This window comes from Bacillus sp. SG20033 (assembly GCF_044570195.1).
Lineage (GTDB): Bacteria > Bacillota > Bacilli > Bacillales > Bacillaceae > Bacillus > Bacillus subtilis.
Map to the genome: position 1 here is coordinate 395,553 of NZ_CP172606.1, position 22,224 is coordinate 417,776.

Below are 22,224 nucleotides of genomic sequence, written 5' to 3' on the forward strand. Positions count from 1 at the left end.
TAGAGGTGGCATATGAGCAAAAAATCGATTCAAAAGGTGTACGCACTGACACCAATGCAGGAAGGAATGCTGTATCATGCGATGCTTGATCCGCATTCTTCCTCGTACTTCACACAATTAGAGCTTGGGATTCACGGCGCTTTTGATCTTGAAATCTTTGAGAAAAGCGTCAATGAACTGATTCGGTCATACGATATTCTCCGTACGGTATTTGTGCATCAGCAGCTGCAAAAACCGCGTCAGGTCGTGTTAGCGGAACGCAAAACAAAGGTGCATTATGAGGATATCAGTCATGCAGACGAGAACCGCCAGAAAGAGCACATTGAGCGTTACAAACAAGACGTTCAGCGCCAAGGCTTTAACCTGGCAAAAGACATTTTGTTCAAGGTAGCGGTTTTCCGCCTTGCTGCAGATCAGCTGTATCTTGTCTGGAGCAATCATCATATTATGATGGACGGCTGGAGCATGGGCGTCCTCATGAAAAGCCTGTTCCAAAACTATGAAGCGCTCAGAGCAGGAAGGACACCTGCAAACGGTCAAGGCAAGCCTTACTCCGACTACATCAAATGGCTTGGAAAACAGGACAATGAAGAAGCGGAGAGCTACTGGAGCGAGCGCTTGGCGGGTTTTGAACAGCCAAGCGTGCTCCCGGGCCGCCTGCCTGTAAAAAAAGACGAATACGTCAATAAAGAATATTCCTTTACATGGGATGAAACACTGGTTGCCCGCATTCAGCAAACCGCAAACCTCCATCAAGTGACAGGGCCTAACCTATTTCAGGCCGTTTGGGGCATTGTTCTCAGCAAATACAACTTTACGGATGATGTTGTCTTCGGAACGGTCGTCTCAGGAAGGCCGTCTGAAATCAACGGAATTGAAACGATGGCGGGGCTGTTTATCAACACTATTCCGGTGCGGGTGAAAGTTGAACGAGATGCTGCATTCGCTGATATTTTCACAGCTGTTCAGCAGCATGCAGTAGAGGCAGAGCGTTACGATTACGTGCCGCTCTATGAGATTCAAAAACGCTCAGCCCTTGATGGCAATCTCTTAAACCATCTGGTCGCGTTTGAAAATTATCCGCTTGATCAAGAGCTTGAAAACGGCAGCATGGAAGACCGCCTCGGGTTTTCGATTAAGGTAGAAAGCGCATTTGAACAAACGAGCTTCGATTTCAACCTGATTGTGTATCCAGGCAAAACATGGACCGTCAAAATTAAATATAACGGAGCCGCCTTTGATTCCGCTTTTATCGAACGGACAGCGGAGCACATTACCCGCATGATGGAAGCAGCTGTCGATCAGCCGGCCGCTTTTGTGCGTGAGTACGGGCTTGTTGGAGACGAAGAGCACCGGCAAATTGTCGAGGTGTTTAACAGCACGAAAGCCGAACTCCCTGAAGGAATGGCTGTTCACCAAGTGTTTGAAGAGCAAGCGAAACGGACGCCGGCGAGCACTGCCGTCGTATATGAAGGAACCGAGCTGACGTACCGCGAGCTGAATGCAGCGGCTAACCGTCTGGCGAGAAAGCTTGTCGAACAAGGGCTTCAAAAAGGGGAAACAGCAGCGATTATGAACGACCGCTCAGTAGAAACCGTTGTCGGCATGCTGGCTGTGTTAAAAGCAGGCGCCGCATATGTGCCGCTTGATCCAGCGCTTCCGGGGGATCGTCTTCGTTTCATGGCAGAGGACAGCTCCGTTCGAATGGTTTTGACCGGAAATTCTTATACAGGGCAGGCACATCAGCTGCAGGTGCCGGTTCTTACACTGGACATAGGCATTGAAGATGGCGAAGCTGACAATCTCAACCTGCCATCCGCCCCGTCTGATTTGGCGTACATCATGTACACATCCGGTTCAACGGGCAAACCGAAAGGCGTCATGATCGAACATAAAAGCATTCTGCGCCTCGTCAAAAATGCCGGGTACGTTCCTGTTACTGAAGAGGACCGCATGGCGCAAACGGGGGCAGTCAGCTTTGATGCCGGAACGTTTGAGGTATTCGGCGCACTGCTAAATGGCGCAGCGCTTTATCCGGTCAAAAAAGAGACACTGCTTGATGCGAAACAATTTGCTGCATTCCTGCGTGAGCAAAGCATCACAACTATGTGGCTGACATCACCTTTATTCAACCAGCTTGCTGCAAAGGATGCGGGTATGTTCGGCACACTGCGCCATTTAATCATCGGCGGAGATGCCCTTGTCCCGCATATTGTCAGCAAAGTAAAACAGGCATCGCCGTCGCTTTCATTGTGGAACGGATACGGCCCGACAGAAAACACGACGTTTTCAACAAGTTTTCTGATAGACCGCGAGTATGGCGGCTCTATCCCAATCGGGAAGCCGATCGGAAATTCCACTGCCTACATCCTGGATGAGCAGCAATGCCTGCAGCCAATTGGCGCGCCTGGCGAGCTTTGCGTAGGCGGAATCGGTGTAGCGCGAGGATATGTCAATCTCCCTGAGCTGACGGAGAAGCAATTTCTCGAAGACCCGTTCAGACCGGGTGAGAGAATTTACCGCACTGGTGACTTGGCAAGATGGCTGCCGGACGGCAATATCGAATTTTTAGGCAGAATCGACAACCAAGTGAAGGTGCGCGGCTTCCGAATTGAGCTTGGCGAAATTGAAACAAAACTGAACATGGCTGAGCATGTGACAGAAGCCGCGGTGATCATCCGCAAGAACAAAGCAGACGAAAATGAAATTTGCGCGTACTTCACGGCGGATCGTGAAGTGGCTGTGAGTGAGCTGAGAAAAACACTGTCTCAGTCTTTGCCTGACTATATGGTCCCTGCCCACCTGATTCAAATGGACAGCCTGCCGCTCACGCCAAACGGGAAAATCAACAAAAAGGAACTGCCTGCACCGCAATCAGAAGCCGTGCAGCCGGAATACGCAGCACCAAAAACAGAGAGTGAAAAGAAATTAGCGGAGATCTGGGAAGGAATACTCGGCGTCAAAGCAGGCGTTACCGATAACTTCTTTATGATCGGCGGCCATTCTTTGAAAGCGATGATGATGACGGCGAAAATTCAAGAGCATTTTCATAAGGAAGTTCCGATAAAAGTGCTTTTTGAAAAGCCGACTATTCAAGAACTGGCACTGTATTTGGAAGAGAACGAAAGCAAGGAGGAGCAGACGTTTGAACCGATCAGGCAAGCATCTTATCAGCAGCATTATCCTGTATCCCCGGCCCAGCGGAGAATGTATATCCTCAATCAGCTTGGACAAGCAAACACAAGCTACAACGTCCCCGCTGTACTTCTGCTGGAGGGAGAAGTAGATAAAGACCGGCTTGAAAACGCGATTCAGCAATTAATCAACCGGCACGAAATCCTCCGTACATCGTTTGACATGATCGACGGAGAGGTTGTGCAAACCGTTCATAAAAACATATCGTTCCAGCTGGAGGCTGCCAAGGGACGGGAAGAAGACGCGGAAGAGATAATCAAAGCATTTGTTCAGCCGTTTGAATTAAACCGCGCGCCACTCGTCCGTTCGAAGCTTGTCCAGCTGGAAGAAAAACGCCATCTGCTGCTCATTGATATGCATCATATTATTACTGACGGAAGTTCAACAGGCATTCTAATCGGTGATCTTGCCAAAATATATCAAGGCGCAGATATGGAACTGCCACAAATTCACTATAAAGATTACGCAGTTTGGCACAAAGAACAAACTAATTATCAAAAAGATGAGGAATATTGGCTCGATGTCTTTAAAGGCGAACTGCCAATACTGGATCTTCCCGCGGATTTCGAGCGGCCTGCTGAACGGAGCTTTGCGGGAGAGCGCGTGATGTTTGGGCTTGATAAGCAAATCACGGCTCAAATCAAATCGCTCATGGCAGAAACAGATACGACAATGTACATGTTTTTGCTGGCGGCGTTCAATGTACTCCTTTCCAAGTACGCGTCACAGGATGATATCATTGTCGGCTCGCCGACAGCTGGCAGAACACATCCTGATCTGCAAGGTGTGCCGGGTATGTTTGTCAACACGGTCGCACTCAGAACGGCACCAGCGGGAGATAAAACCTTCGCGCAATTTCTTGAAGAGGTCAAAACAGCCAGCCTTCAAGCATTCGAGCACCAGAGCTATCCGCTTGAGGAGCTGATTGAAAAGCTTCCGCTTACAAGGGATACAAGCAGAAGTCCGCTGTTCAGCGTGATGTTCAACATGCAAAATATGGAGATTCCTTCATTAAGATTAGGAGATTTGAAGATTTCCTCGTATTCCATGCTTCATCATGTTGCGAAATTTGATCTTTCCTTGGAAGCGGTCGAGCGTGAAGAGGATATCGGCCTAAGCTTTGACTATGCGACTGCCTTGTTTAAGGACGAGACGATCCGCCGCTGGAGCCGCCACTTTGTCAATATCATCAAAGCGGCCGCGGCTAATCCAAACGTTCGGCTGTCTGATGTAGATCTGCTTTCATCTGCAGAAACAGCTGCTTTGCTAGAAGAAAGACATATGACTCAAATTACCGAAGCAACCTTTGCCGCTCTTTTTGAAAAACAGGCCCAGCAAACACCTGACCATCCTGCGGTGAAGGCTGGCGGAAATCTGCTGACCTATCGCGAGCTTGATGAACAGGCGAACCAGCTGGCGCATCATCTTCGTGCCCAAGGGGCAGGAAATGAAGACATTGTCGCGATTGTTATGGACCGGTCAGCTGAAGTCATGGTATCGATTCTCGGTGTCATGAAGGCGGGGGCAGCTTTCCTTCCGATTGATCCTGATACACCTGAAGAACGAATCCGTTATTCATTAGAGGACAGCGGAGCAAAATTTGCGGTCGTGAATGAAAGAAACATGACGGCTATTGGGCAATATGAAGGGACAATCGTCAGCCTTGATGACGGTAAATGGAGAAATGAAAGCAAGGAGCGCCCATCATCCATTTCCGGGTCTCGCAATCTTGCATACGTCATTTATACGTCCGGTACGACCGGAAAGCCAAAGGGCGTGCAGATTGAGCATCGCAATCTGACAAACTATGTCTCTTGGTTTAGTGAAGAGGCGGGCCTGACGGAAAATGATAAGACTGTATTGCTTTCATCTTACGCATTTGACCTTGGCTATACGAGCATGTTCCCTGTACTTCTGGGCGGGGGCGAGCTCCATATCGTCCAGAAGGAAACCTATACGGCGCCGGATGAAATAGCGCACTATATCAAGGAGCATGGGATCACTTATATCAAGCTGACACCGTCTCTGTTCCATACAATAGTGAACACCGCCAGTTTTGCAAAAGATGCGAACTTTGAATCCTTGCGCTTGATCGTCTTGGGAGGAGAAAAAATCATCCCGACTGATGTTATCGCCTTCCGTAAGATGTATGGACATACCGAATTTATCAATCACTACGGCCCGACAGAAGCAACGATCGGCGCCATCGCCGGGCGGGTTGATCTGTCTGAGCCGGATGCATTTGCGAAACGCCCGACAATCGGACGCCCGATTGCGAATGCCGGCGCGCTTGTCTTAAATGAAGCATTGAAGCTTGTGCCGCCGGGAGCGAGCGGACAGCTCTATATCACGGGACAGGGGCTCGCGAGAGGGTATCTCAACAGGCCTCAGCTGACAGCCGAGAGATTTGTAGAAAATCCATATTCGCCGGGAAGCCTCATGTACAAAACCGGAGATGTCGTACGAAGACTTTCTGACGGTACGCTTGCATTTATCGGCCGGGCTGATGATCAGGTGAAAATCCGCGGCTACCGCATTGAGCCGAAAGAAATTGAAACGGTCATGCTCAGCCTCAGCGGAATTCAAGAAGCGGTTGTACTAGCGGTTTCCGAGGGCGGTCTTCAAGAGCTTTGCGCGTATTATACGTCGGATCAAGCTATTGAAAAAGCAGAGCTCCGGAACCAGCTTTCCCTAACACTGCCGTCTCATATGATTCCTGCTTTCTTTGTGCAGGTTGACGCGATTCCGCTGACGGCAAACGGAAAAACTGACAGAAACGCTTTGCCGAAGCCGAACGCGGCACAATCCGGAGGCAAGGCCTTGGCCGCACCGGAGACAGCGCTTGAAGAAAGCTTATGCCGCATTTGGCAGAAAACGCTTGGCATAGAAGCCATCGGCATTGACGACAATTTTTTCGATTTAGGCGGCCATTCATTAAAAGGGATGATGCTGATTGCCAACATTCAGGCGGAATTGGAGAAAAGCGTACCGCTTAAAGCACTGTTCGAGCAGCCGACTGTTCGCCAGCTGGCGGCTTATATGGAGGCGTCTGCTGTTTCAGGCGGCCATCAAGTACTCAAACCGGCTGACAAGCAGGATATGTATCCATTGTCATCCGCACAGAAACGGATGTACGTGCTCAATCAGCTTGACCGCCAGACGATAAGCTACAACATGCCATCTGTTCTTCTAATGGAAGGAGAGCTTGATATTTCGTGCCTGCGCGATTCACTCAATCAGCTTGTGAACCGTCACGAATCATTGCGGACGTCATTTATGGAAGCTAATGGTGAGCCTGTTCAGCGCATCATTGAGAAGGCGGAGGTTGATCTTCATGTGTTTGAAGCCAAAGAAGACGAAGCGGACCAAAAGATTAAGGAATTTATCCGGCCATTCGACTTAAACGACGCACCGCTCATTCGCGCAGCTTTGCTTCGAATAGAAGCGAAAAAACATTTGCTGCTTTTAGATATGCATCATATCATCGCAGACGGTGTCTCAAGAGGCATCTTTGTAAAAGAATTGGCGCTGCTTTACAAAGGAGAGCAGCTTCCGGAGCCGGCGCTTCATTATAAAGATTTCGCCGTTTGGCAAAATGAAGCTGAGCAAAAAGAACGGATGAAGGAGCATGAGGCGTACTGGATGTCAGTTCTTTCAGGCGAGCTGCCAGAGCTTGATCTCCCGCTCGATTACGCCCGTCCACCTGTGCAAAGCTTTAGAGGAGATACGATCCGTTTCCGTACGGAAAGTGAGACGGCAAAGGCGGTAGAAAAACTGCTTGCGGAAACCGGAACGACCTTGCACATGGTGCTCCATGCTGTTTTCCACGTCTTTTTAAGCAAAATTTCCGGACAGCGGGATATCGTCATCGGCTCCGTTACTGCCGGCAGGACGAATGCTGATGTTCAGGACATGCCGGGAATGTTCGTCAATACACTTGCCCTGAGAATGAAAGCGAAAGAACAGCAAACATTTGCGGAGCTTTTGGAGCAAGCAAAGCAGACGAACCTGTCAGCGCTTGAGCATCAGGAGTATCCGTTTGAAGATCTGGTTAATCAGCTTGATCTCCCTCGGGATATGAGCCGAAACCCATTGTTTAATGTGATGGTGACGACAGAAAACCCTGATAAAGAACAGCTTACATTGCAAAATCTGAGCATTTCACCTTATGAGGCTCATCAGGGAACTTCTAAGTTTGATCTGACACTGGGCGGATTTACTGATGAAAATGGCATTGGCTTGCAGCTCGAATATGCGACAGATCTGTTCGCAAAAGAAACAGCTGAAAAATGGAGCGAATACGTTCTGCGGCTACTAAAGGCTGTTGCGGATAACCCGAACCAGCCGCTTTCCAGTCTGTCACTGGTCACCGAGACAGAAAAGCAAGCGCTTCTTGAGGCATGGAAGGGTAAAGCGCTGTCTGTGCCGACAGACAAAACGGTTCATCAGCTATTCGAAGAGACTGTCCAGCGCCACAAAGACCGCCCGGCTGTCACATACAACGGCCAGTCTTGGACGTACGGCGAGCTGAATGCGAAGGCAAACCGTCTCGCGCGGATTCTGATGGACTGCGGCATCAGCCCGGATGACCGCGTCGGCATTCTCACGAAGCCGTCGCTTGAAATGTCCGCCGCGGTGCTCGGCGTCTTGAAAGCCGGAGCGGCGTTTGTGCCGATTGATCCTGACTACCCGGATCAGCGGATTGAGTATATTTTACAGGACAGCGGCGCGAAGCTTCTCTTGAAACAGGAAGGCATTTCAGTGCCGGACAGCTATACGGGAGATGTCATTCTTCTCGACGGAAGCCGCACGATTCTAAGCCTGCCGCTTGATGAAAACGACGAGGGAAATCCAGAAACCGCTGTAACCGCGGAGAACTTGGCGTACATGATTTACACGTCTGGAACGACCGGACAGCCGAAGGGTGTCATGGTCGAGCACCATGCGCTTGTGAACCTGTGCTTCTGGCACCACGACGCGTTCAGCATGACAGCGGAGGACCGCAGTGCGAAGTACGCGGGCTTTGGGTTCGACGCTTCCATTTGGGAGATGTTCCCGACCTGGACGATCGGTGCCGAGCTTCACGTCATTGATGAAGCGATCCGCCTCGATATCGTCCGCCTGAACGATTATTTTGAAACGAACGGCGTAACGATCACGTTCCTGCCGACACAGCTTGCGGAACAGTTCATGGAGCTTGAGAACACCTCACTTCGCGTCCTCTTGACCGGAGGAGACAAGCTGAAGCGCGCAGTGAAAAAGCCGTACACACTCGTCAATAACTACGGCCCGACAGAAAATACGGTCGTTGCCACAAGCGCAGAAATCCATCCGGAGGAAGGCTCGCTTTCCATCGGAAGGGCCATTGCCAATACGAGAGTATACATTCTCGGCGAGGGCAATCAGGTGCAGCCGGAAGGCGTAGCCGGAGAGCTTTGCGTGGCGGGGCGCGGACTGGCACGCGGCTATCTGAATCGAGAAGACGAAACCGCGAAGCGGTTTGTCGCTGATCCGTTTGTGCCTGGTGAGCGCATGTACCGCACCGGCGATTTGGTGAAATGGACGGGCGGCGGCATCGAATACATCGGCCGGATCGATCAGCAGGTCAAGGTCCGCGGCTACCGGATCGAACTCTCAGAAATTGAAGTCCAACTCGCCCAGCTTTCTGAGGTACAGGATGCGGCAGTGACAGCTGTCAAGGATAAAGGTGGCAATACAGCAATCGCGGCGTATGTCACACCGGAAACAGCTGACATAGAAGCACTGAAATCAGCACTAAAGGAAACCCTGCCGGATTACATGATCCCGGCGTTCTGGGTGACGCTGAACGAGCTTCCGGTTACGACAAACGGCAAAGTGGACCGCAAAGCCTTGCCTGAGCCGGACATCGAAGCGGGAAGCGGAGAATACAAAGCGCCGACGACCGACATGGAAGAGCTGCTTGCCGGCATCTGGCAGGACGTGCTTGGAATGTCTGAAGTCGGTGTCACCGACAATTTCTTCTCGCTTGGCGGAGATTCCATCAAAGGAATTCAAATGGCGAGCCGCTTGAATCAGCACGGCTGGAAGCTGGAAATGAAAGATCTCTTCCAGCATCCGACGATCGAGGAGCTTACCCAGTACGTAGAGCGTGCCGAAGGCAAACAGGCAGACCAAGGCCCGGTAGAGGGCGAAGTCATCCTGACGCCGATCCAGCGCTGGTTCTTTGAAAAGAACTTCACGAACAAGCACCACTGGAACCAATCGGTGATGCTTCACGCCAAGAAGGGCTTTGATCCTGAACGGGTGGAGAAAACATTGCAGGCGCTGATCGAGCATCATGACGCGCTTCGTATGGTCTATCGTGAGGAAAACGGGGACATCGTTCAGGCGTATCAACCGATCGGTGAGAGCAAGGTCAGCTTCGAAATCGTGGATCTGTACGGCTCTGATGAAGAGATGCTGAGAAGCCAGATCAAGATTCTAGCGGACAGGCTGCAAAGCAGTCTCGATCTGCGAACCGGGCCGCTTCTAAAGGCGGAGCAATATCGCACAGAAGCTGGGGATCACCTGCTCATTGCTGTACACCATCTGGTGGTCGACGGTGTGTCATGGCGGATTTTGCTTGAAGATTTTGCTTCAGGCTACATGCAGGCTGAGAAAGAAGAGAGCCTTGTCTTCCCGCAAAAAACAAACTCCTTCAAGGACTGGGCGGAAGAACTGGCGGCATTCAGCCAATCAGCGCATCTTTTACAGCAGGCTGAATACTGGTCGCAAATTGCCGCTGAACAGGTTTCTCCTTTACCGAAGGATTGTAAAACAGAGCAGCGGATCGTCAAGGATACATCATCTGTCCTATGTGAATTAACGGAAGAAGACACGAAACATCTTTTAACAGATGTTCATCAGCCATATGGAACTGAAATCAACGATATTCTTCTCAGCGCGCTCGGTTTGACAATGAAAGAATGGACAAAGGGTGCCAAAATTGGCATTAACCTTGAGGGACACGGCCGGGAGGACATTATCCCGAATGTGAATATCTCCAGAACGGTCGGCTGGTTTACGGCACAATACCCTGTTGTGCTCGACATATCTGACGCAGATGCCTCGGCTGTGATCAAAACAGTCAAAGAAAACCTGCGCCGCATTCCCGACAAAGGTGTTGGCTACGGCATTCTTCGTTATTTCACAGAAACAGCGGAAACAAAGGGCTTCACACCGGAGATCAGCTTCAACTATTTGGGCCAATTCGACAGTGAAGTCAAAACCGATTTCTTTGAACCGTCCGCTTTCGATATGGGGCGCCAAGTAAGCGGAGAATCAGAGGCGCTGTACGCTTTAAGTTTCAGCGGCATGATCAGAAACGGCCGGTTTGTGCTTTCCTGCTCCTACAATGAAAAGGAGTTTGAAAGAGCCACGATTGAAGAGCGAATGGAACGGTTTAAAGAAAACCTCCTGATGCTAATCCGCCATTGCACGGAAAAAGAAGACAAGGAATTCACACCAAGCGACTTTAGCGCCGAAGACCTTGAAATGGACGAGATGGGAGATATCTTTGACATGCTTGAGGAGAATTTAAAATAAAATGCAAGGGAATTACAGAAGGCGGGAGCGAAACATATGAGTCAATTTAGCAAGGATCAGGTTCAAGATATGTATTACCTATCGCCGATGCAGGAAGGGATGCTTTTTCATGCCATCCTGAATCCCGGCCAAAGCTTTTACCTTGAACAAATCACGATGAAAGTAAAAGGCAGCTTGAATATCAAATGTCTTGAAGAAAGCATGAATGTGATCATGGACCGGTACGATGTATTTCGTACCGTGTTCATTCACGAAAAAGTAAAAAGACCTGTCCAAGTCGTATTGAAAAAACGGCAGTTCCATATAGAAGAAATCGATCTGACACACTTAACGGGCAGCGAGCAAACAGCCAAAATCAATGAGTACAAAGAACAGGATAAGATCAGGGGTTTTGATTTGACGCGGGATATTCCGATGCGGGCAGCCATTTTCAAAAAAGCTGAAGAAAGCTTTGAATGGGTGTGGAGCTACCACCACATTATTTTGGACGGATGGTGCTTCGGCATCGTCGTACAGGATCTATTTAAGGTATACAATGCTCTGCGCGAACAAAAGCCGTACAGCCTGCCCCCCGTCAAACCGTATAAAGACTACATCAAGTGGCTTGAAAAGCAGGATAAACAAGCATCGCTCCGCTACTGGCGCGAGTACTTGGAGGACTTTGAAGGACAAACGACGTTTGCGGAGCAAAGAAAGAAACAAAAGGACGGCTATGAGCCGAAAGAGCTGCTCTTTCCACTGCCGGAGGCGGAGACAAAGGCCTTTACCGAGCTTGCAAAATCGCAGCATACCACTTTAAGTACGGCGCTGCAGGCAGTCTGGAGCGTATTGATCAGCCGCTATCAGCAGTCTGGCGATTTGGCCTTCGGTACAGTTGTTTCAGGGCGTCCCGCGGAAATCAAAGGCGTTGAACATATGGTCGGGCTGTTTATCAATGTTGTCCCGAGACGTGTGAAGCTGTCTGAGGGTATCACATTTAACGGCTTGCTCAAGCAGCTGCAGGAGCAATCGCTGCAGTCCGAGCCGCATCAATATGTGCCGCTTTATGACATCCAAAGCCAGGCCGATCAGCCGAAACTGATTGACCACATCATTGTTTTTGAGAACTATCCGCTTCAGGATGCGAAAAATGAAGAAAGCAGTGAAAACGGCTTTGATATGGTGGATGTTCATGTTTTTGAGAAGTCGAATTATGATCTCAACCTGATGGCTTCCCCGGGAGATGAGATGCTGATTAAGCTTGCCTATAATGAGAATGTGTTTGATGAGGCGTTTATCCTGCGCTTGAAATCTCAGCTTCTTACAGCAATTCAGCAGCTCATCCAGAATCCTGATCAGCCTGTCAGCACGATCAACCTCGTTGACGACAGGGAGAGAGAATTTTTGCTAACCGGCTTAAACCCGCCGGCTCAAGCTCATGAAACAAAGCCTCTGACGTATTGGTTCAAGGAAGCAGTGAACGCCAATCCGGATGCACCGGCGCTTACGTATTCCGGCCAGACCCTGTCTTATCGCGAATTAGATGAGGAAGCGAACCGCCTTGCACGCCGGCTGCAAAAACACGGTGCGGGCAAAGGCTCTGTTGTAGCGCTGTACACGAAGCGCTCACTTGAACTGGTGATCGGCATTCTCGGTGTATTAAAGGCGGGAGCAGCCTATCTGCCGGTTGATCCGAAGCTGCCAGAGGACCGAATCTCGTATATGCTGGCTGACAGTGCGGCAGCCTGTCTTCTGACGCATCAGAAGATGAAAGAACAAGCGGCTGAGCTGCCGTATACAGGCACAACGCTCTTCATTGATGATCAAACACGGTTTGAAGAACAGGCAAGCGATCCTGCAACCGCGATTGATCCTAATGATCCGGCATATATCATGTACACGTCCGGCACAACCGGAAAGCCAAAAGGCAATATCACCACTCATGCCAATATTCAAGGTTTGGTCAAGCATGTAGACTACATGGCATTTTCTGATCAGGATACGTTCTTGTCTGTTTCGAATTACGCCTTTGATGCATTTACCTTTGATTTCTATGCTTCTATGCTGAATGCGGCACGGCTCATTATCGCAGATGAACATACGCTGCTTGATACAGAACGGCTCACAGATCTGATCCTGCAAGAGAATGTCAATGTCATGTTTGCGACAACAGCACTATTTAATCTTCTCACAGATGCGGGAGAGGATTGGATGAAGGGGCTTCGCTGTATATTATTCGGCGGAGAGCGCGCGTCAGTGCCTCATGTCAGAAAAGCGCTGCGGATCATGGGGCCGGGCAAGCTGATTAACTGCTACGGACCGACTGAGGGAACAGTGTTTGCGACAGCTCACGTCGTGCATGATCTGCCGGATTCCATCTCCTCATTGCCGATCGGAAAGCCGATCAGCAATGCCAGTGTTTATATTCTGAACGAGCAAAGCCAGCTCCAGCCATTCGGGGCGATCGGTGAACTGTGCATCAGCGGAATGGGCGTGTCAAAAGGATATGTAAATCGTGCTGACCTCACGAAGGAAAAGTTTATTAAGAACCCGTTCAAGCCGGGAGAAACGCTTTACCGCACAGGGGATTTAGCGCGCTGGCTGCCGGATGGAACGATTGAATACGCCGGCCGTATTGACGACCAGGTCAAAATACGCGGACACCGGATTGAGCTTGAAGAAATCGAAAAGCAGCTGCAGGAATACCCAGGTGTGAAAGATGCGGTCGTTGTGGCGGACCGCCATGAGTCTGGCGATGCATCAATCAATGCCTACCTCGTGAACCGGACGCAGCTTTCAGCTGAGGACGTGAAGGCGCACCTGAAAAAACAGCTTCCTGCTTACATGGTGCCGCAAACCTTTACCTTCTTGGATGAGCTTCCTTTAACGACGAACGGGAAAGTCAATAAACGGCTGCTCCCAAAACCTGATCAGGATCAGCTGGCGGAAGAATGGATTGGACCGCGGAACGAGATGGAAGAAACAATCGCACAAATATGGTCTGAGGTTCTCGGCAGAAAGCAAATTGGCATTCATGACGATTTCTTTGCGCTCGGAGGGCATTCCTTAAAGGCAATGACCGCCGCGTCCCGCATCAAGAAAGAGCTCGGGATTGATCTTCCAGTAAAGCTTTTGTTTGAAGCGCCGACGATCGCCGGCATTTCAGCGTATGTGAAAAACGGGGACCCTGATGGCTTGCAGAATGTAACGATAATGAATCAGGATCAGGAGCAGATCATTTTCGCATTCCCGCCGGTCTTGGGCTATGGCCTTATGTACCAAAATCTGTCCAGCCGCTTGCCGTCATACAAGCTGTGCGCCTTTGATTTTATTGAGGAGGAAGACCGGCTTGACCGCTATGCGGATTTGATCCAGAAGCTGCAGCCGGAAGGGCCTTTAACATTGTTTGGATATTCAGCGGGATGCAGCCTGGCGTTTGAAGCTGCGAAAAAGCTTGAGGAACAAGGCCGTATTGTTCAGCGGATCATCATGGTGGATTCCTATAAAAAACAAGGTGTCAGTGATCTGGACGGACGCACGGTTGAAAGTGATGTCGAAGCGTTGATGAATGTCAATCGGGACAATGAAGCGCTCAACAGCGAAGCCGTCAAACAAGGCCTCAAGCAAAAAACACATGCTTTTTACTCATACTACGTCAACCTGATCAGCACAGGCCAGGTGAAAGCAGATATTGATCTGTTGACTTCCGGCGCTGATTTTGACATGCCGGAATGGCTTGCATCATGGGAAGAAGCTACAACAGGTGCTTACCGTGTGAAAAGAGGCTTCGGAACACACGCAGAAATGCTGCAGGGCGAAACGCTAGATAGGAATGCCGGGATTTTGCTCGAATTTCTTAATACACAAACCGTAACGGTTTCATAAATGAAGTGATGAAAGGAGGAGACAGCCAATGAGCCAACTCTTCAAATCATTTGATGCGTCGGAAAAAACGCAGCTCATCTGTTTTCCGTTTGCCGGCGGCTATTCGGCGTCGTTTCGCCCTCTCCATGCTTTTTTGCAGGGGGAGTGCGAGATGCTCGCTGCCGAGCCGCCGGGACACGGCACGAATCAAACGTCAGCCATTGAGGATCTCGAAGAGCTGACGGATTTGTACAAGCAAGAACTGAACCTTCGCCCTGATCGGCCGTTTGTGCTGTTCGGACACAGTATGGGTGGAATGATCACCTTCAGGCTGGCGCAAAAGCTTGAGCGTGAAGGCGTCTTTCCGCAGGCGGTTATCATTTCTGCAATCCAGCCGCCTCATATTCAGCGGAAGAAAGTGTCCCACCTGCCTGATGATCAGTTTCTCGATCATATTATCCAATTAGGCGGAATGCCCGCAGAGCTTGTTGAAAATAAGGAGGTCATGTCCTTTTTCCTGCCTTCTTTCCGATCAGATTACCGGGCTCTTGAACAATTTGAGCTTTACGATCTGGCCCAGATTCAGTCGCCTGTTCATGTCTTTAACGGGCTTGATGATAAAAAATGCATACGAGATGCGGAAGGCTGGAAGAAATGGGCAAAAGACATCGCATTCCATCAATTTGACGGCGGGCACATGTTCCTGCTGTCACAAACGGAAGAAGTCGCAGAACGGATTTTTGCGATCTTGAATCAGCATCCGATCATTCAACCGTGATCAAAAGCGGACAGCTTCGGCTGTTCCGCTTTTTTTTGTGTTGAATGCCAATTTTTGCATGGTATAATAGTCGAAATACTCAAACAAAGGAAGGTCGAAACATGCGCACGTCTCCCAGGATGAAATGGTTTGTATTGCTGTTTACGTTTGTTTTCGCCATCGGAATGAACTCATTCAGAAATTCCTTTCAATTTTTTATGCTGCCAATGGCAGATGCCTTCCATGCCGACAGGTCGCTGATCTCGGTTTCTGTCAGCATTTTTATGATCACAACCGGCATCGTCCAGTTTTTTGTCGGTTTTTTCATCGACCGTTTCAGTGTCAGAAAAATTATGGCGCTGGGAGCTGTCTGCATCAGCGCAAGCTTTTTGGTGCTTCCTTATTCACCGAATGTTCATGTGTTTTCCGCCATTTACGGTGTGCTTGGCGGAATCGGCTATTCCTGCGCGGTCGGCGTGACGACCCAGTACTTCATCAGCCGTTGGTTTGACACACACAAAGGCCTGGCGCTTGCTATTTTGACCAATGCCAACTCTGCGGGCCTGCTGCTTCTCTCGCCCATTTGGGCTGCGGCTCCGTATCATGCCGGCTGGCAGAGCACCTATACGATTTTGGGAATCGTCATGGCGGCTGTTCTGCTGCCGCTCCTCGTCTTTGGGATGAAGCACCCGCCGTATGCGCAAGCGGAGTCTGTGAAAAAATCTTATGATTGGCGGGGGTTTTGGAACGTGATGAAGCAATCCCGCCTCATTCATATCTTGTACTTCGGCGTGTTTACTTGCGGATTTACAATGGGAATTATTGATGCTCACCTCGTCCCGATACTGAAGGATGCGCATGTCTCTCATGTCAACGGAATGATGGCCGCGTTCGGGGCGTTTATCATCATTGGCGGATTATTGGCAGGCTGGCTGTCCGATCTCCTCGGGAGCAGAAGCGTCATGCTATCCATCTTATTTTTCATTCGGCTGCTCAGCCTCATTTGCCTGCCCATTCCCATTCTCGGAATTCATCAAAGCGACCTTTGGTACTTCGGGTTTATCCTGTTATTCGGGCTCAGTTACACAGGCGTGATCCCGCTGACCGCGGCGTCAATTTCGGAAAGCTATCAAACAGGATTGATCGGATCGCTGCTAGGCATCAATTTCTTTATCCATCAGGTTGCCGGAGCTCTTAGTGTGTATGCGGGCGGTTTGTTTTTTGACATGACTCATGGTTATTTGCTGATTGTCGCTGTGTGCATCGTGTTTGTGGGTTTATCGGCTGTAATAGAGCTGGTGCCGTTTTTAGATAAACAGAAGGCAAAAGAAACCCACCATTCAATATAAAAGGATCAGCACTGTCAATGCTGATCCTTTTTAAATTTGAGTTTTTTTGTTCCGGTATTTTTAAGGATAATCTTCTTGAATCTATTCATCTCCACTTCGGAATGAAAAAAATGTTTTGGGATCGCAATATATTGGCCACTTGATGTATTGACCCTGAAGATATTTTTATATTCGAAAACAGCTGTGATTTCATCCCAATTGAAAATGAGGTCATATTTTTTAGAACATATACGAATTCCTTCTTGGTTCAGAGTATATGTTCTTTTGGATTTCATCCGTTCGTTCTTCTTGTATGCTCTGGAAAACTTCACATATAGAAGAAGGAGGAGCAGCAGTGTAAACAGAACGGACATCACGATAATCAACATACTGTTCATAAACAAGTTAAGCGCGTCACTGCCATAAACGATACGGGGCCATCCGTTAATGAAGTTAACTGCAGCAAATATGGCGCAAAACAATAGAAAGTAAAAGCATGATATTTTTGCGATTTGATAAAAAAAGATTTCTCTTACATCCTTAAAAGTGATTTCTCCTGGAAGATTGATACTTTCACTAGCATATTGAATCATACGGTAAACCTACACCTCTAACCATGTTTTTCCTTTCAGTCTAGCATAATTTCTCATTTTTTTGCAGGCATACCAGGGCGCTTTGTTTTTTTCTCCAGATTGATATTGCTCCCCACCACGCCAGTCATAATACAAACAGCCCCGGCAAGATGATACCAGGCCAGGCTTTCGTTGAGAATCACAACTCCTGCAATCATCGTCACAATGGTAGATACATGATTAAAAGCGCTCATTTTAAACGCCTCAATTCGCGACAACGTATAGTTAGACAGAAATGAAGTGACAAGTGAAGACAGCACGCCCAAATACACAATGGCGAGAACGAAGCCGGGCTCCCGGAACGGCAGAAAATAAGTGCCGACTGTTCCCGCCGCTCCGTGACGCACAAGGGCGATGGCGTTGAAGACGACAAAGCCGATGGCTGACATGATGTAGGTGAGCTCTGTCAGCTTGAACCGCTGCGTCATTTTTCTGGCAGCAGTATTGTACATCGCTGAAGACAAAGCAGACAATAGGATCAGCAAAGACCCTTTTAAGCTGGCTGATTCCACGTCAACGCCTTTCATCACAAAAATAAACATGACGCCGGCAACGGATAAAACTGTGAATCCCTTTTGCGTCCACGTTGGGCGTTCCTTTAAAACATAAGCGGCAAAGACCATCGTGAAAATCGGAATGGCTGCCTGAATAATTCCCGCTTCAGAGGAGGACGAGTACACAAGGCCGAATGCCTGAAAGCTGAAAAATAACGCGGGATACAGCAGGGCGAGCGGCAAAATGGCAATGACGTCCTTTACGCGGATTGATAGCTTTACCCAGCCGAATAAGATCGGTACAGTCGCCGTAGCAAACGCAATGGTGAACCGATGCGCCAAAATATCAAACGGCTCTGCTGTTTGCAGTGCGATTTTTACGAATAGAAAGGATAAACCGATAATGAACGAATATAAAATAGCCGCTATATAAGCGGGGGCTTGTTGATGTTTAACCATAATGGGAAGTGCTCCTTTACCTGAATTGCAGCGCCGGTCGCTCCCTTTATTGTATGGCCGCGGTCAGAACGGTACAATGAGAAAAACAATGAACTGTACCGGTACAAAACAGGGGGAGAAGGCATGGAGAAATATATGAGTCTAGTAACGAGGATAGAGGAGATGATGCAAAGCACCTCCTATCAAGAAGGAGACAGGCTTCCATCTATCCGTCAGCTGTCCGCCCGCTACCAAGTCAGCAAAAGCACAGTGATCCGCGCGCTGCAGGAGCTGGAAAAACGCCACCTTATCTATTCTGTTCCGAAAAGCGGCTATTATATTGTGAAAAAGACGGGAAAAGCCAAAAGCGGGCAGCAGGGTCCCATTGACTTTGCCACATCTGCGCCGGATCCCGATGTGTTTCCGTATCTTGATTTTCAGCACTGCATCAACAAAGCGATTGATACATACAAAAACAATTTGTTTATTTATGGGACGCCAAAGGGGCTTCCCTCACTCATCCGCGTACTCCGAAAGCTCTTGGCCAATCAACAGGTATTTGCGGATGAAAGGCATATTTTCATTACATCAGGTGTCCAGCAGGCGTTATCCTTGCTTTGTGCCATGCCGTTCCCAAATGGGAAAGAGAAGATCGCCATTGAACAGCCGGGCTACCATTTGATGGTCGAACAGCTTGAGACGCTTGGGATTTCCGCCATCGGGGTGAAACGAACGGAAGAAGGGCTTGATATAGCCGAGGTTGAGCGGTTATTTCAAACAGAATCGATTAAATTTTTTTATACGATGCCCCGCTTCCATAACCCGCTTGGCTGCTCTTTGTCAGAGCGTGATAAACAGGAGCTTGTGAGACTGGCAGAAGCGTATGATGTCTACCTCGTTGAGGATGATTACCTCGGTGATCTGGAGGAAAATAAAAAGGCAGATCCGCTGTACGCATATGATCTGTCCTCACATGTCATCTATTTGAAAAGCTTCTCGAAAATGATGTTCCCCGGCCTTCGCGTGGGGGCGGCTGTTTTGCCCGAAGCGCTGACTGACACGTTCTATGCGTACAAAAAGCTGAACGACATCGACTGTTCGATGATTTCTCAAGCGGCATTGGAGATTTACCTGAAAAGCGGTATGTACGGCAGGCATAAGGAGAAAATCAGAAATTCTTATAAAGAGCGGTCGCTGAGGCTACATCAAGCCATTCAAACACACAGGCAGCTGGGAAGCGGCCGCTTTACGTTCTCCAGCGGGCAGGCACTCTGTATGCACACCCATCTGGTGCTTCCTCAGGATCTGCCCGCCTCAAGAGTGATTCATAGACTGAAAAAACAAGGGGTGATCCTTGAGGCGATAGACCGTCATTATTTATCAGATTATCAGAAAGAAAATCTATTAAAAATCAATATTTCCAATGTGAAAACGGAAGATATTGAGCGCGGTGTCAAGCTGTTGATGAGCCATTTATAAAAGCTCTTCGTACGAGACCATTGTGATATCCTCGGGGAAATCAGGGTGTGCGGCGCATACAGCCATTTTGTAGCCGGGATCGACCTCATACGTTTTGATATAGCATGGGGAATGGCTGTCCGGAAGCTCAATGGATACTTGTCCGTCCTGATGCAGGCGCACTGAAAAGGAATCAAGCGGAAGCGATAAGCCTTTGCCTTCCTGTTTGATAAAGCTTTCTTTCATTGACCATAGATGATAAAAATAGTCTGTCTGCTCGTCCTTGTCTTTTGCTAAAAGGTCGCTGTACTCTGTTTTTGAAAAGAAGCGCTTGGCGATCTCAAGACTGATCGGTTTCGTTTTTTCGATATCTATGCCGATTGGCTGTGAATCAAACGCACCAATGACCCAGCGGCCGGAGTGAGAAATGTTGAAATGAGCGTCGGGAAGATCAGGGATGCACGGCTTCCCGTATTCCTGCGTGCTAAAGCGGATATCGGATTTGTCCAACTGATACTGCCTGCTTATGACTGAGCGAACGAGCACATCTCCCAGCAGGGTGCGGTGAGCATCTTCTTTATGATAAAATCTCCGGCATTTCTCCCGTTTTTCAGGTGATATGAAAGTCATGAACCGTTCATTTTCTTCCTGTGAAAGCGGGCGGTCCATATAAATTCCGTAAATCTTCATTCTAGATCCTCCGTCTGCAAAAGATTGTCAAAACCATCCTATCATACTTCCACAAGACTCATATAGAGGAGAAAATAAAAAAACAAAGCCAAGGCGGCTTTGTTTTAGTGGACAGGCGGAGATGCTTTCACAGCGGCTGTCCGCCTTGCCACAGCATAATTCAGCAGCTGGATTGACTGCGGCAATGAAAAACGCAGAATGAGCCCGGTGAGGATGGCGGTCAAAATGGTGCCAAAACCGATCGGCCCACCCATGCCCCATGCCGCAAACAAAATGGTTAATTCCATGCCGTTCCGCACCCATTGCACATTCCAGCCGGTTTTTTCTGTAATCAGCATCATCAGTGAATCACGCGGCCCCGCGCCAAGGCCTGCTGATACATAAACACCGACGCCGTAACCGATCAGCACCACGCCTAGAGAGAAGACGATGATCGAGCCTGTGTAGGTCGAGGGGGCAGGCAGAATGAAATTGAAAAAATCTATAAATACACCAATGAGCACCATATTCAGGAGGGCCCCAATTTTCGGCCAAGCTCTCGTAAACAATGACGTGAATCCGACGATGAGCGCTCCAATAATGATGGACCACTGGCCGACGGTAAGCCCGAAGTGCTGAAACAGGCTGTAATGAAATGCATCCCACGGACTAATGCCGAGTGCTTTTCCTTCTATCGTCAGGGATACACCAAAAGCCAAAATGATCAAACCGGCAAAATAAAATGTCCAGCGCAGAACAAGTTCTTGCTTCACGTGAGGTCCCTTCTTTCGTGAAAATCAGTCGATTGTCATTGTAGCACATCTGACAGAAGGGCGGAATAGGCGAAAGGGGCTCAACAAAAAAACAGGGCCGCCGCAGGCGCCCTGTTTCAGCGTGTTGGCAAACCCTTGCATTCGTTGTCAGGCCTGTGCTTCGGTGCTCACGAATTTAACATTCGCTGTGCTCCAATGCTCGCCCTTCCTAGACTTCAAAGGTTTTCAATCACGCTGAAAATCACAAAATCCTAAAACGAATATCGTTTTAGGATTTTGTCAATAATCTGAAACAGGGCGCTGACGCTCTGTTTTTCTTATTACAGCGGGTTCAAAATCCGGTTCAAGAACCGCTGTGTCCGTTCTTCTTTTGGTGCGGAGAAAATTTGCTCCGGCGGTCCCTGCTCCACGATAACGCCGCCGTCGATGAAGATGACTTCATCCGCAACCTCCTGCGCGAACTTGATTTCGTGGGTCACGACGACCATGGTCCAGCCTTCATTGGCCAAGTCCTTGATAACCTTCAGCACCTCTCCGACAAGCTCGGGATCAAGCGCTGAGGTCGGTTCGTCAAACAGCATGAGCTCAGGCTGAATCGCCAGTGCGCGGGCGATGCCGACGCGCTGCTGCTGGCCGCCGGAAAGCTGGAATGGATATAAATCCATTTTGTCCTTCAATCCGACTTTATCAAGAAGCTGAATCGCTTCTTTTCTGACTTCCTCTTTGTTCCGTTTTTGCACCTGAATAGGGCCCTCCATCACGTTTTCGAGGGCTGTGCGGTGCGGGAACAGGTGATACGCCTGAAACACCATTCCGGATTTTCGGCGAAGCTTTAGGATATCCGCCTGTTTCACCTTTTTGGAGAAATCGATGGAGAAATCATCAAATGCAAGCTCTCCGCGATTCGGGATCTCCAGAGCGTTCAGGCAGCGGAGCAGCGTCGTTTTCCCTGAACCTGAAGGCCCAAGTATGGCGATGACTTTTCCTTTTTCAATCTTCATATCTATCTTTTTTAAAATTTCATTTTCACCGAATGATTTGTTTAATCCTTTAACGGTAAGCATACTCGGA

10 protein-coding genes and 2 pseudogenes are annotated in these 22,224 nt (G+C 49.0%); 7 read left to right on the forward strand and 5 right to left on the reverse strand.

Going from position 1 to position 22,224, the window contains the following annotated elements:
• Positions 1-12: 12 nt before the first annotated feature.
• From srfAB (ACFVP7_RS02065) to ACFVP7_RS02090, 6 genes and pseudogenes are all read left to right on the forward strand, one after another.
• A pseudogene (srfAB, locus tag ACFVP7_RS02065) lies at positions 13-3,102 on the forward strand (surfactin non-ribosomal peptide synthetase SrfAB); the annotation flags it as partial.
• A gap of 43 nt (positions 3,103-3,145) precedes the next feature.
• On the forward strand, positions 3,146-3,286 hold the full coding sequence (gene comS / locus ACFVP7_RS02070; RefSeq protein ID WP_010886404.1) for a competence protein ComS: 141 nt from the start codon (positions 3,146-3,148) through the stop codon (positions 3,284-3,286).
• Positions 3,232-10,761: pseudogene (gene srfAB, locus ACFVP7_RS02075) on the forward strand (surfactin non-ribosomal peptide synthetase SrfAB); the annotation flags it as partial. The gene comS and the pseudogene srfAB (ACFVP7_RS02075), both read left to right, overlap by 55 nt.
• Positions 10,762-10,797: 36 nt before the next feature.
• On the forward strand, positions 10,798-14,625 hold the full coding sequence (gene srfAC / locus ACFVP7_RS02080; RefSeq protein ID WP_396582943.1) for a surfactin non-ribosomal peptide synthetase SrfAC: 3,828 nt from the start codon (positions 10,798-10,800) through the stop codon (positions 14,623-14,625).
• Between the two features lie 28 nt (positions 14,626-14,653).
• A complete protein-coding gene (gene srfAD / locus ACFVP7_RS02085; RefSeq protein ID WP_396582944.1) occupies positions 14,654-15,382 on the forward strand; it encodes a surfactin biosynthesis thioesterase SrfAD in 729 nt (242 codons plus the stop codon).
• Positions 15,383-15,483: 101 nt separating this feature from the next.
• The gene (locus ACFVP7_RS02090) at positions 15,484-16,710 is read left to right on the forward strand and encodes an MFS transporter (protein ID WP_375060322.1); all 1,227 of its coding nucleotides are present in this window, start codon (positions 15,484-15,486) and stop codon (positions 16,708-16,710) included.
• 14 nt (positions 16,711-16,724) lie between these two features.
• Here ACFVP7_RS02090 and ACFVP7_RS02095 read toward each other — a convergent pair whose 3' ends face one another.
• Positions 16,725-17,282 (reverse strand): YcxB family protein, encoded by a 558-nt coding sequence (locus ACFVP7_RS02095; protein ID WP_375060323.1) that lies wholly within the window; start codon positions 17,280-17,282, stop codon positions 16,725-16,727.
• 53 nt (positions 17,283-17,335) lie between these two features.
• Positions 17,336-18,274 (reverse strand): DMT family transporter, encoded by a 939-nt coding sequence (locus tag ACFVP7_RS02100; protein ID WP_396582945.1) that lies wholly within the window; start codon positions 18,272-18,274, stop codon positions 17,336-17,338.
• A gap of 123 nt (positions 18,275-18,397) precedes the next feature.
• On the opposite strand from ACFVP7_RS02100, the gene ACFVP7_RS02105 reads away from it, so the two are divergent.
• Positions 18,398-19,732, forward strand: a complete 1,335-nt coding sequence (locus ACFVP7_RS02105) for a PLP-dependent aminotransferase family protein (RefSeq protein WP_375060325.1) — start codon at positions 18,398-18,400, stop codon at positions 19,730-19,732.
• On the opposite strand, the gene ACFVP7_RS02110 is transcribed toward ACFVP7_RS02105, so the two are convergent.
• The 3 genes from ACFVP7_RS02110 to tcyC all read right to left on the reverse strand — a co-directional run bounded on the left by ACFVP7_RS02110 (position 19,727) and on the right by tcyC (position 22,217).
• Positions 19,727-20,401, reverse strand: a complete 675-nt coding sequence (locus ACFVP7_RS02110) for a 4'-phosphopantetheinyl transferase (RefSeq protein WP_015715234.1) — start codon at positions 20,399-20,401, stop codon at positions 19,727-19,729. The genes ACFVP7_RS02105 and ACFVP7_RS02110 overlap by 6 nt on opposite strands.
• 104 nt (positions 20,402-20,505) lie before the next feature.
• Positions 20,506-21,153 carry a YitT family protein gene (locus ACFVP7_RS02115; RefSeq protein WP_003234545.1) on the reverse strand — a complete coding sequence of 216 codons (648 nt, stop codon included), beginning with the start codon at positions 21,151-21,153 and terminating at the stop codon, positions 20,506-20,508.
• Positions 21,154-21,473: 320 nt separating this feature from the next.
• Complete coding sequence (gene tcyC / locus ACFVP7_RS02120; protein ID WP_003234543.1) at positions 21,474-22,217, reverse strand: cystine ABC transporter ATP-binding protein TcyC; 744 nt, start codon at positions 22,215-22,217, stop codon at positions 21,474-21,476.
• Positions 22,218-22,224 lie beyond the last annotated feature (7 nt).